Genomic DNA, 12,586 nt, shown 5'->3' with positions numbered 1-12,586 from the left:
CGGAACCTGTCCGCTTTGCCTTTCCGTTTTGGCCGGCAACGCAACAAGCCCGGCGAACCGGGCTTTTTATGATGGTTGGGTTGAGGGGGCTCAGTAGCTGCGGGCCACCGCTCCGGCCGGGGCAGACTGGGTCAGCTTGCTCACGGTGATATAGATGACGGAGGACGCCAGGCAACCGTACAGCGGACCTTCCACCCAGCCCACATTGGTGAACAGCAGGAAGCTGCCGCTGGTCACCAGGCCGGTGAACATGGCGGCCAGGGCGCCGTAGCCGTTGCCCTGCCAGAAGGAGGAGATGAACACCGGACCTATCATCACCGCCAGCAGGGTGCCGGAGCCGAGGATCCCCAGCCAGGACAGCATAAAGGGCGGCGCATACAGCATCATCAGGAAGCCGACAAAGCCCAGAATGGCCACCCAGATACGGTTAACCCACAGAATGCGCGCACCGGACGCCTTGCTGTTGGGAAACAGGGCGGTGCGCAAATCGTGGGACGCGGCGCTCGACACCGTATGCAGCAGCGAGTTGGCGGTGGACTTCATGGCAAACAGAATGAACAGGGTAATAATGCCCGCCAGCGCCGGATGCAGGAACTTGGCCAGGTACACCGGCATGGCCTGATCCGCTTCCGCCAGCTCGGGGTGGGCCACCCGCACATACATGCCCACAATCGGCACCAGACTCAGCAAACAGCCCATGGGCGCCACCCAGATGGCCACCTGATGCATTTTTACCGTGGGTTTAAAGGCCAGAAAACGCACCGCCATGTAAGGCAATACGGCGGTAAACAGGAAGGCATAGGGCAGCACCAGAAACACCGAGCCCTTGCTTTCACCGTAAGGGGCCGCGGTGCTCGGATTGAGCAGTTCGGGATCCGCCGCGTTCAGGCGGTCGATGAAATCGGTCAGGTTAATGTCGGTGAAGATCTGCACCATCATCACAATGGCACCAATGCCCATGCCCGCCACCATCAGGGTATCGGTCCAGGCTACCGCCGCCAGCCCGCCCAGCATGGTGTAAAGGATGATCACCGAGATCATCAGCAGGGCACTTTCGGTCAGTTCAATGCCCAGCCAGGACGCCCCCAGCAAGCCCACCGCCTTGATCTGGCTGGTAAGGAACACCAGCAGCAGCACTATGGTAATGGTGGCGGCCACGCCCTTGACCCAGCGCTCCAGCAGCGCGCCGCCGCCGTGCACCTGGGACACGTACTCGGGAATGGTGCAGCTGCCCAGTTCATCGGCGCGACGGCGCAGAAAGTGGGCAAAATACAGCACGGCAATCACCATGGCCGGAGCAAAGAAGAAATTGCCCAGCACTTCCACCGAGCCAAACTCGTAGGCCACCCCGGGGGAGCCCATAAAACCCCAGCCGCTGAAGCCGGTGGCCACTATGGTGCCCGCCCCCACAAAGGGGCCCAGGCTGCGCCCGGCCACCAGAAAGCCGGTTTCATCGCTGTCTTTTACCACCCGGCTGGACAGCCAGCCGATAAGGATCAGCACACCGAAGGAGCCCAGCAGCAGGGCCCAGTTTAAAAATGCATAATTTTCCATCACAAATTCCCTTTGGTCGTTTGGTCGTGTCGTGCATCAGTCCTTGGACTGACAAACGTATTCCCGGTAGACATAGGCCAGGGCGGCCCAGGCAAGAATGATGGCGTTCAGATAGACAAACCATTCCATGGTCCAGGATTCACTTAGCATGACTTCTACCTCTTTGAGCGGCTTCTTGCGAAGCTGGCGTTAATGTCCCTGATTCCACCGGCCAGGGCCGGCCTCATCAGAAGTAGGGCGGCAATAATATTCCCTCTATCGCCGTTAACACATGGTTGAAACAAAGCAGGCTCGCCCTTACGGGCGAGCCTGCATTCATCAGCCCTTGATAATGTTGTGCTCGGGGCCGAAGGGGAAGCGGGTGATGTTTTCCACACCGCTTTCGCTGATCACCAGAATGTCGTGCTCACGGTAACCGCCGGCACCCGGCAGGCCTTCCGGCAGCATGATCATCGGCTCCATGGAGACCACATGACCCGGCTCCAGCACGGTTTCAATGTCTTCGCGCAGCTCCAGGCCCGCTTCGCGGCCGTAGTAGTGGCTCAGGGTACCGAAAGAGTGGCCGTAACCAAAGGTACGGTACTGCAGTACGTCGTGCTCGGCGAAAATTTCGTTCAGCTCGGCGGCGATGTCACAGCAGCGGTTGCCGGCCTTGATCAGCTCCAGGCCGCGGCGGTGCACCTTGCAGTTGATTTCCCACAGCTCAAGGTGGCGGTCGGAGACGTGCTCGCTGAACAGGGTCCGCTCAAGGGCGGTGTAGTAGCCGCCGATCATCGGGAAGGTGTTCAGGCTGAGAATGTCGCCGGCCTCAATCTTGCGGCTGGTGACCGGGTTGTGGGCACCGTCGGTGTTGATACCGGACTGGAACCACACCCAGGTGTCCATCAGCTCGCCGTGAGGGAAGGTGCGGGCAATTTCGCGCACCATGGCCTGAGTACCGGCCAGGGCCACTTCGTATTCCGGTACGCCCACGCCGATGGCGTCGCGAATGGCGGCACCGCCCACATCGGCCACCCGGGCACCCTGCTTGATAAGTGCAATTTCTTCCGCCGACTTGATCATGCGCATCTTCATGGTGGGCACGCCGATGTCCACGAACTCGGCCTCGGGCAGGGCCGCCTTCAGCTTGTCGAGGTTCTGCAGGCTCAGATGGTCGAATTCCACGCCCACTCGCTTGGCGCCGCCGATCAGCTGCTGTACGGCGCGGAAGAAGTTGTCTTTCTGCCAGTCGGTGTATACCAGGTTGTCGCCCAGGGCATTACGACGGTAGGGCTGGCCGCCGTCGATGTTGGCGGTAATGGTGGTATGGATGTCCTGGGTCACCGCCAGGCCATAGTCCCGGCCAAACCGGCAGTACACAAAATCACTGAAGTAGTTGATGTTGTGGTAGGAGGTAAACAGCACGGCGTCTACGTCGCTGGCGGCCATGTACTGGCGCAGCTTCTGCTGGCGGGAACGCATTTCCGCCTCGGAAAACATGCCGCGGACTTTTTCACCGTTGGGAATGGTCAGGGTGTTGGGCATCTGCATGGTAAGGCTCCTTCCTTCTAGCTGGTAACAGGGTGGTTAACTGCGCCCCATGAATGGCTGATTAGCGCATGTCCCTGATGCTAGAGGCTGGCCGTCCATAACAGAAATGAATACTTCAAATCGACACATTAGCTTCGTTAATACCTTGTTAAAAAACAACCAAAAAACCACCACTTAGTGACAAAAAACCGTCACTATTCACATTTATCTAACCACTTGGCCCGGTTTGAACCGGCATGTTGGTTTCTTTTGAAACCTTTCTGTTGGCGCCCTGCCCTTTCTTTATGTTTTCTTTATATCCGTTTCCGCACTCTAAACAGCCTTTTTACAGGAGCCGGCGTAGGCTTGAGTCATGGCTTACGGAGACTTCAACCATGGCAAAAAAACGTATTGCGGTGATCGGCCTGGGCCGCTTCGGCTCCGCCTTCTGCCGGGCGGCGCGGGGCGCCGGTCTGGAGGTAATGGCAATAGACTCGGCTCAGGAGCGGGTGCATGCCATCGCCGATGATGTGGCCGAGGCCATTATCGCCGACGGCACCGATCCCAAGGTGATCGCTAGCATCGACTGGCGACAATTTTTCGCGGTGGTGGTGGCCATCGGCACCGATCTGCAGAGCAGTCTGATCACCATCCTCAACCTGAAGGAGGCCGGGGTCGAGGCAATCTGGTGCAAAACTCGCGACAGTTATCACCACAAGCTGGCACAGAAGATGGGCGTGAGCCGGGCCATTAACCCGGAGCAGGCCATGGGCGAGATGGTGGCGGCCTGGCTGGGCCATCCCGAACTGCTGACCCGCCAGGGGTTGTCCACCGGCCAGGTGGTGGCGGAGCTGGAAGTCAATGCCAGTCACCTTGAGCGCAACCTGGTGGGCCTGCTCGGCCGTCACCATGTCCAGCTGCTGGGCATGACCCGCTACAAGGATTACCAGCCCGAGCAGATGATCCAGAGTGCCCGCCTGCAACCGGGTGACAAGCTGCTGCTGCTGGCCGAAACGGAGTCACTGGAAGCATGTCTGCGCGCCTTGTCCTGACCCACAAACGGCTGAGTTCGCCGGCACTGCTGCTGTTGCAGGGCTACCTGGCGCTGGCCTTGGCCGGCAGCCTGTTGCTGTTGTTGCCCGCAGCCCGAATTAACCCGGTGAGCTGGCTCGACACCCTGTTTACCTCGGTATCGGCGGTTACCGTCACCGGCCTGGTGGTGGTGGATACCGGCAGCGACTATTCGGCCCTGGGCCAGACCATCATCGGCCTGCTGATCCAGCTCGGCGGCCTGGGCTACATGACCCTGGGGGCAGCGGCCATGCTGTCGTTCAACGCCAGCGTGGGCCTGCGCAACCAGGCCATGCTCAGCTCCTTCTGGCAGCTGGGGCCGGATCTGCGGCTGCCGGATGTGCTCCGTTTCTCCCTGCTGTTCAGCCTGGGGGTGGAATCGGTACTGACGGTGCTGTTCGCCCTGCACTGGGTGCCGCTGCTGGGCTGGCCACAGGGCCTGGGCACCAGCCTGTTTCATGCGGTGTCGGCCTTCAACAACGCCGGTTTCGCTCTGTTCGGTGACTCGCTGATGTCGGTGGCGCCGGGCTGGATGGTGCTGGCCCACGCGGCGGGCTTTATCGTCGGCGGCCTGGGCTTTGCGGTGCTGTTCGAGCTGCTGGTGCTGCGCCGCTGCCGCAGCGTCCATACCCGGCTGGTGCTGTGGGCTACCCTGACCCTGCTGGCGGTGGGCACCCTGCTGTTGCTGCTGTTCGAACACAACCACAGCCTGGCCGGGCTGGGCTGGCAGGAACGCCTGCTGCACGCCTTCTTTCAGAATGCCTCCGCCCGCACCGCCGGCTTCAACAGCCTGGACATTGCCGCCATGAGCCCGGCGGGCCAGACCTGGCTGATGCTCAACATGGTGATCGGCGCCGGCCCCGGCTCCACCGCCGGCGGCATACGTGTTACCACCTTTGTGTTGCTGATCACCGGGGTGGTGGCGGCCCTGCAGGGCCGCACCGAAACCCGCATGCTGGGGCGCATGCTGGGGGTGGAGTACATGCTGCGGGCCGCCGGCATTCTGGTGATCACCCTGAGCCTGCTGCTGCTGGTGACCCTGCTGGCCTTCTACCTGATGCCCGGGGCGGATCCCTTCTCGATGATCTTCGAGCTGATCTCGGCATTGGGCACGGTGGGGCTGTCGACGGGCATGACCGGGGAGTTGAGTCCGGGAGGCAAAGTGCTCATCATGGCGGTCATGATGATTGGCAAGCTGAGCCCGGTGTATCTGTTTACCGCCCTGGCGGGCAACCCGGAGCGTCCGCTGCGCTACGCGGGAGGCCGTATTGCTCTGGGATAATCCACGTCTGCCACCCTGGCTGCCGAGCCTGGGCGGCCCTCTGCTGGCAGTGGTGCTGCTGCTGCCACTGCGGGGCTGGCTTACCACCACCGACATCGCCATGGCGCTGCTGCTGGTGGTGGCAATCATAGCGGTGCGCCAGGGCAGCCGCCGCGCCAGCCTGGCCACGGTGCTGAGCGTGTTGCTGTTCGATGTGCTCTTCGTCGAGCCCTACTACACCCTGCATGTGCACAACCTGGACTACCTGCTTACCTTCGCCGTGATGCTGGCGGTGGGCCTGCTGATCAGCCGGCTCAGCGGCCAGTTACGCGGCCGGCTGGAGCGGGTACGTCAGTTGCTGCGCCAGCTCAGGGGCATGTTTCTGCTGGCCCGGGGCCTGCCCGGGCACGGCCGGCCCGAGGCCATGTACGCGTTCGTGACCCAGTTGCTGACCCGCCGGCTGGGGAGCCCGGTCAGCATTGCCCTCAAGCCGCCGGCAGCAGGCGAGGCGTTGCCGGTGTTCGACAAGCAGCAGGTGGTCTCCTACCTGTGCTGTGCCAGCGGTCCTTACCGAGCCAACCGCACCCTGCTGCGGGTGGCGGCCTCGCTGCTGGGCCAGGCCCTGACCCGGGCCCGGCTGGCCGGTGCCGAGCAGCAGGCACGGCTGGAAGCAGAGCTGGCCAGCGGCCGCAACGCCCTGCTGCGCTCCCTGTCCCACGATCTGCGCACTCCGCTGGCCAGCATCATGGGCAACGCCAGCATGCTGGCAGACCCCCAGGTACGCCTTGAGGAGCAGGAATACCGGGAAATTGCCGAAGCCATCTACCAGCAGAGCCGGGTGCTCAGCAGTCACTTCGACAAGGTGATGGAGCTCAACCGGGTGCAGCGCCAGGATGCAGTTGTTGCGCAGGCGCTGATGCCGGAAGAAGTGGTCAGCGCCGCCCTGCGCCGGCGCGGCAACCTGTTCGACACCGTGCATTTCGACATTGATATCGACAACAAGGTGCCCATCCATGGCGACGATACCCTGCTGGAGATCGCCCTGGCCAACATGCTGGAAAACGCGGTGCGCCACGGCCTGCCTCCTTACCGGCTGGAAGGACGCTGGCACGGCGAGCTTTACGATTTCATCCTGACCAACGGCAAGCCGGTCCGGCCGGCCCAGCCCAGGGGTGATGGCGGCGCCGGCCTGGGCCTGCCCATCTGCCGGGCGGTGGCCGACTGGCACCAGGGTTCCTTTTATCTGACCGAGGGTGACGACGGCCGGGTGGCCGTCAGCCATCTGGTCTGGCCCGCCTGGAGAACGCAGCCATGACAGCACCGCTCCCTCATATTCTGATCATCGAAGACGATGCCTCCATGACCCGTTTCCTGCAGACCCTGCTGCGCAGCCACGGCTATGGGGTCACGGCAGCGGCCGGCGGTGCCGAGGGATTACGCTGCCTGAGTGGCCGCACACCGGATTTGGTGCTGCTCGATCTGGGCCTGGGTGACATGGACGGAGTGGCGTTACTGCGGGAGCTGAGATCCTGGTCCGCCATGCCGGTGATCGTGATCTCGGCCCGGGAACGGGAAGCGGAAAAGGTGGAGGCGCTGGACGCCGGTGCCGACGACTACCTGACCAAGCCGTTCGGCGCTCAGGAGTTGCTGGCGCGGATCCGGGTGGCGCTGCGCCGCCCGGGGCGGGACGCCGAGCTGCCCCTGCAACTGGGAGAAATTACCGTGGATCCGGCAGCGCGGCGGGTGTGCAAGGGGGGCGAGCCGCTGCACCTGACCCCCACCGAATACAAGCTGCTGCTGTTTTTGCTGCGCCACGCGGAAAAGGTGGTGACCCACCGCCAGATCCTGAGCGCGGTCTGGGGGCCGGCCCATGTGGAGCACCACGAATACGTGCGGGTACACATGTCCCAGCTGCGCCAGAAGCTGGAAGCCCAGCCGGCCCATCCCCGCATTCTGCTCACCGAGCCGGGCATCGGCTACCGGCTGGTGGTGCCCTGAGCACCGCGGTCAGCGGCCCCGCCGTATTCAAAAGACATGATCGGCCAGCACCAGTCCCCACACCAATATGGCCAGCAGCAGGGTCAGCAGCACCGCCGCCGAGGCGGTATCCTTGGCCCGGCCCGCCAGCTCGTGGTGCTCGGGGCCAATGCGGTCCACCACCGCCTCAATGGCGGAATTAAGCAGCTCCACCACCAGCACCATCATCAGGCTCACCACCAGCCACAGGGTATGGGACAACGGCACGTCCAGCCAGAAGGCGAATGGCACCAGTACCAGCGCCAGGGCACACTCCTGGCGAAAGGCCGCTTCAAAACGCCAGGCACTGGCCAGCCCCTGGCGGGAATAGCCCAGGGCCGCAATCATTCGCCGTATGCCGGTTTTGCCCGGTTTCATGGTGTCTCCTCAAAGGCTTGCTGCTGCAGCGCTGTCTCATTCGGGGTAATACGCAGCACACTGCCCTGGGTGTACCAGTCCCCCAGCACGATGCGCTGCACCGGCTGGCCGTCCAGCATAAAGTCGTGAATAGCAGGCCTGTGGGTATGGCCGTGGATCAGCCGCCGCACACCTTCTTTACGCATCTGCCGCGCTACCTCATCCTGGTTCACATCCATGATGGTGATGCTCTTGTCCTGCTTGGCCTCGGCACTCTTGCCACGAATGCCATCGGCGATGCCCAGGCGTTTTTTAAGCGGCAGCCGTAAAAACAGCCATTGCAACCAGCGAAGCCGAGTGATGCGGCGGTAGCGCTGGTAGCCGGCATCGTCGGTGCACAGGGTGTCGCCGTGCATGATCAGGGTGGGCTCGCCGTACAAGTCGATGACCTGATGCTCGGGCAGCAGGGTCATGCCGGCTTCCCAGGCAAAGCGCCGCCCGACCATAAAATCCCGGTTGCCGTGGATAAAAAACACCGGCACGCCACAGTCGCGAAAGGCCGAGGCCACCAAGCGGTTGAGCGGGCTTTGTTCATCGTCGCCGATGGAAAACTCGAACAAATCCCCCAGCACGTAAAGGGCATCGGCCCTGGGGGCTTCTTCTGCCATAAAACGCAAAAACGCGGCGGTAATATCGGGCCGGCCGGCACTCAGGTGCAGATCGGCAATAAACAGGGTGTGGGGCATCAGGTAAAAATCCGGTTCCAAACACAACAATGCCCGCCGGGGCGGGCATTGCAAGGCCATTGCTGAGCGGCCTTATTCGCTGACGGTCACGCCGGTGATCAGCACGTCGTCTACCGGTACATCCTGGTGCATGTAGCCGCGGGTGCCGGTGGCCACGCCCTTGATCTTGTTGACCACGTCCATGCCTTCGCTCACTTCGCCGAACACGCAGTAGCCGTAGCCCTGAGTGGTGGCGGACTTGAAGTTCAGGAAGTCGTTGTCATTGACGTTGATAAAGAACTGGGCGGTAGCGGAGTGGGGCTCCATGGTACGGGCCATGGCGATGGTGCCCACCTTGTTGCCGAGGCCGTTATCGGCTTCGTTCTTGATGGCGGCACGGGTTTCCTTTTCTTCGAAACCGGGGCCGTAACCGCCGCCTTGAATCATGAAGCCGTCAATCACCCGGTGGAACAGGGTGTTGTCGTAGTGGCCGTCGCGGCAGTATTGCAGAAAGTTGGCAACGGTGTCCGGGGCCTTGTCGGCAAAGAGGTTCAGGGTGATGTCGCCGTAGGTAGTGTGCAGTGTGACCATGTTGATGCTTCCGAATGTTTGAGTTCAGGGCCGAGTTTAGCGCAAGCCGGGCCGTTAGCGAACCCCTGCTGCCGCCGGGCTTGCACCGAGTGGCCATTAACGGTTCAATAAGCGCTGACGTTCCTAACCACTCACCACCACCAAGACCCAAATCATGCTGAAAATCTACAATTCCCTGACCCGACAAAAAGAAGAATTCAAACCCCTGGTGCCCGGCAAGGTCGGCATGTATGTGTGTGGTGTAACCATTTACGATCTCTGTCATATCGGCCATGGCCGCACCTTTGTGGCCTTTGACGTGGTCACCCGTTACCTGCGCTACGCCGGTTATGATCTGACCTTTGTGCGCAACATCACCGACATTGACGACAAGATCATCAAACGGGCGGCGGAAAATGGCGAAAGCTGCGACGCCCTCACCGAGCGCCTGACCGCCGAGATGTACCGGGACTTTGATGCCCTCAATATCGCCCGGCCCGATATCGAGCCCAAGGCCACCGGCCATATTCCCGAAATCATTGCCATGGTCGACACCCTGATCAAAGACGGCCACGCCTATGTGGCGGACAACGGCGATGTGCTGTTCGAGGTCAACAGCTTTGCCGACTACGGCCGGCTTTCCGGCCAGAACCTGGAGCAACTGCAGGCCGGTGCCCGGGTGGAAGTGGAGCAGAGCAAGCGCAACCCCCTCGATTTCGTGCTGTGGAAACAGTCCAAGCCCGGTGAGCCGAGCTGGGACTCCCCCTGGGGCCCGGGCCGCCCGGGCTGGCACATTGAGTGCTCGGCCATGAACGGCAAGCACCTGGGCAAGCACTTCGACATTCACGGTGGCGGCTCGGATCTGCAGTTCCCCCACCATGAAAACGAAATCGCCCAGAGCTGCTGCGCCAACCACAGTCCCTATGTGAACACCTGGATGCACTCGGGCATGGTGATGGTGGATCAGGAGAAAATGTCCAAGTCGCTGGGCAACTTCTTTACCATTCGAGACGTGCTCAAGCACTACGACGGCGAAACCATTCGCTACTTTTTGCTGTCGGGTCACTACCGCAGCCAGCTCAACTATTCCGACGAGAACCTGAAGCAGGCCCGCACCGCCCTGGAGCGGCTCTATACCGCCCTGCGGGATCTGCCCGAAGTAGCGGCCGCCGGCGGCGAGGACTTTGTGGCGCGCTTCACCGCCGCCATGGACGACGACTTCAACACCCCCGAGGCCTATTCGGTGCTGTTTGATCTGGCTCGGGAAATCAACCGCCAGAAGGGCAAGGACGACGCCGCGGCCGCCGGCCTGGGCGGCCGCCTGCGGGAGCTGGCCGGGGTGCTGGGCCTGCTGACCCAAGAGCCCGAGGCTTTTTTGCGCGGCGATGCCGGCGCCGATGACGAGGTGGCCGACATCGAGCGGCTGATACAGGCCCGTCTGGATGCGCGCCAGAACAAGGACTGGGCCGCCGCCGACGCCGCCCGCGACCAGCTCACCGCCATGGGCATCGTGCTGGAAGACGGCCCGGAGGGCACCCGCTGGCGCCGAAAATAAGTCACCCGGTTGAAACTGGCATCAAGGGCACCCATGTGGTGTCCTTGGTGTTTTACGCCCGCGCAGATTGATGTGAATGACAGTGGCCGATGTGCCGTTAACAGGAGCCTGATATGCACAAGTTTACTTTTCCCGTTCTGGCCTTTTCTCTCGCCCTGCTCACCGGCTGCGACCCTCAGGGCCCCGCCGCCGATGTGGGAGATCATATTGATGAGGTGGTGGAAACCGGCTTTGCCTCCGACGCCTCCCCCACCCTGCCGGCCGAGGCCCGCCCCGAGCCCGAGGTGATTGAGCAGCAAAAAAAGCGGCATGAGCAGGTAGTACAGCAGGCCTCCAAAGAGGCGGAAGAAAAGCTGGACGAAATTCTGCAAAACACCCAACCCCAGCCCTGAGCCGGTCAGGGTTGGTCACAGGGCGGCGCAGCCGGTGGCTTTTTGCTGCGTCAGCCCGCTTCGCCATTCTATCTTAGCTTTTGATTTTTAATGCTTTTATGTCAATCACTCGTCCTTGATGGCGATGGCGCAGACTGTTGTTTCCGCCCCATTTGGGCTATTACTGTTTATGACATCCCGAAAGGCGGAATTTCCCGCCATTCAGTTTGAACAACAAAAGGGAGAGCCCATGAAGAAGTCACTGCTGAATATTTTACTGCTGACCTCCGTCACCACCTTTGGTCTGGTCGCCTGCGATAACCAGGGGCCCGCCGAGCAGGCCGGTGAAAACGTCGATGAAACGGTAGAGCAGGTGCAGGAACAAACCGAACAGGCCGTGGATGACACCCAGGAAGCCCTGGGCGTGGAAGAAGAAGGCACCATGGAGCAGCTGGGTGAAGCCGTGGATCAGGCGGTGGACGATGCCGCCCAGGCCACCAGCGAGCAGGCCGAGGCCGCCGGTGAGGCGCTGGACAATGCCACTCAGGCCGCCGGTGAGGCCATGGACGATGCCGCCCGGGCCGCCGAAGAGCAGGCCGAAGCCATGAGTGAAACCATGGATGACATCAGCACCGAAGCCGAACGCAAGGTCAACGAAGTGCTGGAAGACAGCGAGCAGTAAGTACACGACGCAAGAAAGTAAAAGGGGGGAGCCATCGGCTCCCCCCTTTTACGTCTTACGCCTCAGGTTTCACCCGATGCCTTGTCAGTCTGCGGCTCCAGCTCGCCACCGCAATGATTGCAGAATTTCGCATCCCGCTCGTGGCCGCTGCGATCGCACTGGGGGCAATGGCGCCGTGAATATTCCCGCCGCATTTCCCGCCCCAGCTCGGCGGTAATAATGCCGGTGGGCACGGCGATAATGGCATAGCCCATCAGCATGGTCACGGCGGCAATGCCCCGGCCCAGCCAGGTTTGCGGCGTAATGTCGCCAAAACCCACCGTGGTAATGGTGACAATGGCCCAGTAAATGCCGGTGGGAATGCTGGTAAAGCCGTTTTCAGGGCCTTCCACCACATACAGCAGCGAACCGAACAGGGTGACCAGAATGAACAGGCTGCTGAAGAACACCAGTATCTTGCGCCGGCTCTGGTAGAGTGAGCGCATCAGGGTGTTGGCCTCGTCCATATAACGGATGAGCTTGAGCACCCGGAACACCCGCAGCACCCTCAGCAGACGCACCATCAGCAAAAAACTGGCGCCGGGCATGAATATCGCCAGGTAGGTGGGCAGCACCGCCAGCAGATCGATAATGCCGTAGAAGCTGCGCAGGTACCCCATTCGGCTCTGGGCGCACCAGATGCGCAAGCCGAACTCCACCGTAAACAGCAGGGTAAAGCCCCACTCCAGGCCGTAGAGCCAGGGGCCATACTTAGCCCGGAACGAACTGATGGAATCCAGCAGCAACACCACCATCGACAACAGAATGGCGATGATCAGGGCAATGTCGAAGCGGCGCCCGGCCGGGGTCTCGGTGCCGAAAATGACGGTGTACAGGACTTCCTTGTCGAGCCACTTCATGCCCTTCCCCCGTTAC

At 61.7% G+C, this 12,586-nt stretch carries 13 protein-coding genes; 7 read left to right on the top strand and 6 right to left on the bottom strand.

Going from position 1 to position 12,586, the window contains the following annotated elements; genetic code table 11:
- Positions 1-90 precede the first annotated feature (90 nt).
- Together GU3_RS07975 and GU3_RS07970 are read right to left on the bottom strand one after the other, a co-directional pair.
- On the bottom strand, positions 91-1,554 hold the full coding sequence (locus GU3_RS07975) for a sodium:solute symporter (protein ID WP_014292017.1): 1,464 nt from the start codon (positions 1,552-1,554) through the stop codon (positions 91-93).
- A gap of 318 nt (positions 1,555-1,872) precedes the next feature.
- Positions 1,873-3,084: a M24 family metallopeptidase gene (locus tag GU3_RS07970; RefSeq protein ID WP_014292016.1), complete on the bottom strand. Its 1,212-nt coding sequence runs from the start codon at positions 3,082-3,084 to the stop codon at positions 1,873-1,875.
- 374 nt (positions 3,085-3,458) lie between these two features.
- Here GU3_RS07970 and GU3_RS07965 point away from each other — a divergent pair, with 374 nt between their 5' ends.
- The 4 genes from GU3_RS07965 to GU3_RS07950 are packed head-to-tail and all read left to right on the top strand — an operon-like array spanning position 3,459 to position 7,393.
- Positions 3,459-4,115, top strand: a complete 657-nt coding sequence (locus GU3_RS07965; RefSeq protein WP_014292015.1) for a TrkA family potassium uptake protein — start codon at positions 3,459-3,461, stop codon at positions 4,113-4,115.
- Positions 4,094-5,416, top strand: coding sequence for a TrkH family potassium uptake protein (locus tag GU3_RS07960; protein ID WP_014292014.1), 1,323 nt, complete (start codon positions 4,094-4,096; stop codon positions 5,414-5,416). Before GU3_RS07965 ends, GU3_RS07960 begins: the two co-directional genes overlap by 22 nt.
- Positions 5,403-6,710, top strand: coding sequence for a DUF4118 domain-containing protein (locus GU3_RS07955; RefSeq protein ID WP_014292013.1), 1,308 nt, complete (start codon positions 5,403-5,405; stop codon positions 6,708-6,710). Before GU3_RS07960 ends, GU3_RS07955 begins: the two co-directional genes overlap by 14 nt.
- On the top strand, positions 6,707-7,393 hold the full coding sequence (locus GU3_RS07950) for a response regulator (protein ID WP_014292012.1): 687 nt from the start codon (positions 6,707-6,709) through the stop codon (positions 7,391-7,393). Before GU3_RS07955 ends, GU3_RS07950 begins: the two co-directional genes overlap by 4 nt.
- A gap of 27 nt (positions 7,394-7,420) precedes the next feature.
- On the opposite strand, the gene GU3_RS07945 is transcribed toward GU3_RS07950, so the two are convergent.
- From GU3_RS07945 to GU3_RS07935, 3 genes are all read right to left on the bottom strand, one after another.
- Entirely contained in the window at positions 7,421-7,789 is a 369-nt protein-coding gene (locus GU3_RS07945; protein WP_014292011.1) for a diacylglycerol kinase, read from the bottom strand.
- Positions 7,786-8,514: a UDP-2,3-diacylglucosamine diphosphatase gene (lpxH, locus tag GU3_RS07940; protein WP_041543600.1), complete on the bottom strand. Its 729-nt coding sequence runs from the start codon at positions 8,512-8,514 to the stop codon at positions 7,786-7,788. The genes GU3_RS07945 and lpxH overlap by 4 nt, the downstream gene beginning before the upstream one ends.
- Positions 8,515-8,586: 72 nt before the next feature.
- Complete coding sequence (locus GU3_RS07935; protein WP_014292009.1) at positions 8,587-9,084, bottom strand: peptidylprolyl isomerase; 498 nt, start codon at positions 9,082-9,084, stop codon at positions 8,587-8,589.
- A 154-nt stretch (positions 9,085-9,238) separates the two neighbouring features.
- Here GU3_RS07935 and cysS point away from each other — a divergent pair, with 154 nt between their 5' ends.
- From cysS to GU3_RS07920, 3 genes are all read left to right on the top strand, one after another.
- Positions 9,239-10,618: a cysteine--tRNA ligase gene (gene cysS, locus GU3_RS07930; protein WP_014292008.1), complete on the top strand. Its 1,380-nt coding sequence runs from the start codon at positions 9,239-9,241 to the stop codon at positions 10,616-10,618.
- Positions 10,619-10,731: 113 nt separating this feature from the next.
- Positions 10,732-11,010, top strand: coding sequence for a hypothetical protein (locus GU3_RS07925; RefSeq protein WP_014292007.1), 279 nt, complete (start codon positions 10,732-10,734; stop codon positions 11,008-11,010).
- A gap of 229 nt (positions 11,011-11,239) precedes the next feature.
- Complete coding sequence (locus GU3_RS07920) at positions 11,240-11,671, top strand: hypothetical protein (RefSeq protein ID WP_014292006.1); 432 nt, start codon at positions 11,240-11,242, stop codon at positions 11,669-11,671.
- A 62-nt stretch (positions 11,672-11,733) separates the two neighbouring features.
- Here the strand turns inward: GU3_RS07920 and GU3_RS07915 are convergent, their stop codons facing one another.
- Positions 11,734-12,570 carry an ion transporter gene (locus GU3_RS07915; protein ID WP_014292005.1) on the bottom strand — a complete coding sequence of 279 codons (837 nt, stop codon included), beginning with the start codon at positions 12,568-12,570 and terminating at the stop codon, positions 11,734-11,736.
- Between the last annotated feature and the right edge of the window lie 16 nt (positions 12,571-12,586).

Origin of the sequence: Oceanimonas sp. GK1 (assembly GCF_000243075.1) — a bacterium.
Classification (GTDB): domain Bacteria; phylum Pseudomonadota; class Gammaproteobacteria; order Enterobacterales; family Aeromonadaceae; genus Oceanimonas.
Note: the sequence above shows the minus strand (reverse complement) of the source record. Positions and strands in the feature narration are given on the sequence as shown.

Coding starts and splice junctions, on each gene's coding strand:
- GU3_RS07970 (WP_014292016.1), bottom strand. CDS start 3,084: ATGCAGATGCCCAACACCCTGACCATTCCCAACGGTGAAAAAGTCCGC.
- GU3_RS07920 (WP_014292006.1), top strand. CDS start 11,240: ATGAAGAAGTCACTGCTGAATATTTTACTGCTGACCTCCGTCACCACC.
- lpxH (WP_041543600.1), bottom strand. CDS start 8,514: ATGCCCCACACCCTGTTTATTGCCGATCTGCACCTGAGTGCCGGCCGG.
- GU3_RS07945 (WP_014292011.1), bottom strand. CDS start 7,789: ATGAAACCGGGCAAAACCGGCATACGGCGAATGATTGCGGCCCTGGGC.
- cysS (WP_014292008.1), top strand. CDS start 9,239: ATGCTGAAAATCTACAATTCCCTGACCCGACAAAAAGAAGAATTCAAA.
- GU3_RS07925 (WP_014292007.1), top strand. CDS start 10,732: ATGCACAAGTTTACTTTTCCCGTTCTGGCCTTTTCTCTCGCCCTGCTC.
- GU3_RS07960 (WP_014292014.1), top strand. CDS start 4,094: ATGTCTGCGCGCCTTGTCCTGACCCACAAACGGCTGAGTTCGCCGGCA.
- GU3_RS07935 (WP_014292009.1), bottom strand. CDS start 9,084: ATGGTCACACTGCACACTACCTACGGCGACATCACCCTGAACCTCTTT.
- GU3_RS07975 (WP_014292017.1), bottom strand. CDS start 1,554: ATGGAAAATTATGCATTTTTAAACTGGGCCCTGCTGCTGGGCTCCTTC.
- GU3_RS07965 (WP_014292015.1), top strand. CDS start 3,459: ATGGCAAAAAAACGTATTGCGGTGATCGGCCTGGGCCGCTTCGGCTCC.
- GU3_RS07950 (WP_014292012.1), top strand. CDS start 6,707: ATGACAGCACCGCTCCCTCATATTCTGATCATCGAAGACGATGCCTCC.
- GU3_RS07915 (WP_014292005.1), bottom strand. CDS start 12,570: ATGAAGTGGCTCGACAAGGAAGTCCTGTACACCGTCATTTTCGGCACC.